We start from the raw sequence: 2,539 nt of genomic DNA, 5'->3' as shown, positions 1-2,539 counted from the left end.
GTAAGCGATAAACTACCAAGTGTATATGTACAAAAATAAACGGCCATTTGTTAAAATGGTCGCAGTTTGTCATTTGTTCTTTTTACATGAAGATTGAACCCACGAATCCCATGGCAGATATTCTTCTAGAAATTCAGGATGTGCTTCAAATTGGACACCCGGTAGATTCTTAAACAAAAATTCAAGATAACTGTAGGGTTCCAATCCATTGGCTCTTGCTGTTTCAACTATACTATATACTGCTGCACTTGCTTCAGCACCCTTTGGGCTTCCACTAAAAAGCCAATTTTTTCTACCTATTGTAAATGGTCTTATGCTATTTTCTGATAGGTTGTTGGAAATAGCACAGTTGCCATCCAACAGATAGTTCATAAATCCTTTTTTATTATTTACTGCATAATCTACTGCTTTTCCAAGCTTTGATTTAGGAAGACAGATGTATTTTATGGAATTAATCCAGCTCCAAAAGGCATCCAGAATCGGTTTTTCCGTTTCAAGACGCTTTATTTTTCGCTCATCAGGTGTAAGCTCTTTTATTAATTTTTCTTCTGCAAAAAGTTTATTGCAGAAATCAATCCCCCTTGCGGGGAGTGTGGCTTCCGGACTATTTATATCTTTCGGAAGTGCTTCAACAAAATATCTCCTGAGATGTGTCCAGCACAGACATCTTGTTATTCCAGGAACTTTGTTGTATCCTTTATAGCAGTCCGTGTGAAGGTAGCCTTTAAATCCTTTCAAAAATTTCTGCGGGCAGTCTCCACTCCTTGACGGCCTGTAGTCAAACAACCTTATCGGTTTTTGACTGCCTGCATATGTGCTGTATAACCACATATAAGATTCCGATGTATTTTTCCTTCCGGGCTCCATCAGTACCTGTACAGGGGTCTCATCTGCATGAAGATATTTCTCCCCTATAAGTTTCTGGTGCATCAGATTTGTAAGAGGTTTCAGCCAGTTCCTAGACGCAACCATAATCCAGTTACTCATAGTTGCACGTGTCAACTTTACCCCTAATGATGCCCATTCTCTCTCCTGCCTATATAGTGGAAGAGCATTTACATACTTCTCATACATGATATGTGCAACTGTAGATGGCGAAGCCATTGAATGCTGCACTACCGGATATGGCATCGGTGATTTCTCTATATAAGGCAGTCCTTCTTTTCTGCACTTCCTGCATTCATAAGCCTCACGATAATAGTCTATAACGCGGACTTTTGCTGGAATAAATTCTATTTCTGTACGGATAAATTCCCTGCCAATACTTTTTAGGGGTGTCCCGCATTTTTCGCAAAAACGTTCATCTTCTTCAAGTCCACAAATTACTGTATCATGTGGGATATCTTTTAGTAATTCTGCCCTTTGACCTTTAAATTTCTTACGTCTGTAGTTTGATACTTCTTTAAGGTTTGGTTCAGGTGCAGAAGGACTGCTTTCAATTTCTGCTTCATTAAAAAGATTTACCTGGCCTGCTATTACAGATGTTTTTTCACTGCTCCTGCCAAATAACTTATGAGTTAAAAATTCAACTGTCTCATGGAGAGTTTTATTCTCCTTTTCCAGCTGTGCTATGCGGTTTTTAAGTTTTAAAACTTCGTTTTTGGTATACATAATCGGGACAGTTCCTTTGCTAATTTTTTATATCTATTATTATACCATGAATTTCTTAAATACCGCATGATGTCAGATTTCTCTGACACTAGAGAGCACTTTTTACATCTACTTTTTTTACAGCCTTCGGCTGATTCAAGGACAGCCCCTCAAGCAGCCAGCGAAATTCCTGAGGTGTTATGCATTTTACCGCCTGTACATTTTGTGGCCACTGGAAACGTCCGTTTTCAAGGCGTTTATACAAAAGGACAAATCCGTCTCCTTCCCAATATAATACTTTCATTCTATCTCTCCTACGTCCGCAGAATAAAAATAGACTATTTTGGAAGGGGTTCAGCTCAAAATTCTGCTGTACAATTGCAGATAGTCCGTCAATTGACTTTCTCATATCCGTATATCCAGTTGCAATATATATTTTTTCTGCCCTTGAAATATCACCTAGCATTTTGCAGCACCCTTATAGTATTTTCAATTAAATTGGCTGAAGCACCGTTATGAATTTCGAGTACTGCAGAGCCTAAACGGATAACAATATCAGCTTGAGATGTTTCGGAAGAAACATAAGCTGCATTTTCAGAAATACTTGATAATTTAGGAGTATCTAAAGGAACTATCTGTTCCTCTGGATTTTTGGAAGGAAGGGCTTCACATGCAGCAATACGTATCTTCCTTAACCAGTAATAATACTTGTTAGTCCTAACGCTATTTTCAGAACACCATGACTTTACAGACTGTCCACTACTATGACATTCACGTATGATTTTAATCCACTCATTCATTCTATATTCTTGGGTTGCTTTTTGTACATCCATATAAAATCTCCTTTCAAAGTTTTTAAAGTTAACTTGAAAAACTTTAAAAACTTATTTTAGAAGATTATCTCATAATTTTCTAACACTTTCTATCCACTTTCTTATTTGACGGTTAC

3 protein-coding genes are annotated in these 2,539 nt (G+C 37.6%); all 3 read right to left on the bottom strand.

What is annotated here, in order from left to right; translation table 11 throughout:
* Positions 1–69 precede the first annotated feature (69 nt).
* The gene (tnpC, locus tag J2Z42_RS14280; protein ID WP_209703435.1) at positions 70–1,611 is read right to left on the bottom strand and encodes an IS66 family transposase; all 1,542 of its coding nucleotides are present in this window, start codon (positions 1,609–1,611) and stop codon (positions 70–72) included.
* An 88-nt stretch (positions 1,612–1,699) separates the two neighbouring features.
* Entirely contained in the window at positions 1,700–2,056 is a 357-nt protein-coding gene (tnpB, locus tag J2Z42_RS14275; RefSeq protein WP_209703434.1) for an IS66 family insertion sequence element accessory protein TnpB, read from the bottom strand.
* Positions 2,046–2,423 (bottom strand): IS66 family insertion sequence element accessory protein TnpA, encoded by a 378-nt coding sequence (tnpA, locus tag J2Z42_RS14270; protein WP_209703433.1) that lies wholly within the window; start codon positions 2,421–2,423, stop codon positions 2,046–2,048. Before tnpA ends, tnpB begins: the two co-directional genes overlap by 11 nt.
* Positions 2,424–2,539: the final 116 nt, after the last annotated feature.

This window comes from Clostridium algifaecis, assembly GCF_017874415.1.
Lineage (GTDB): Bacteria > Bacillota > Clostridia > Clostridiales > Clostridiaceae > Clostridium_B > Clostridium_B algifaecis.
Note: the sequence above shows the minus strand (reverse complement) of the source record. Positions and strands in the feature narration are given on the sequence as shown.

Coding starts and splice junctions, on each gene's coding strand:
- tnpC (WP_209703435.1), bottom strand. CDS start 1,611: ATGTATACCAAAAACGAAGTTTTAAAACTTAAAAACCGCATAGCACAG.
- tnpB (WP_209703434.1), bottom strand. CDS start 2,056: ATGCTAGGTGATATTTCAAGGGCAGAAAAAATATATATTGCAACTGGA.
- tnpA (WP_209703433.1), bottom strand. CDS start 2,423: ATGGATGTACAAAAAGCAACCCAAGAATATAGAATGAATGAGTGGATT.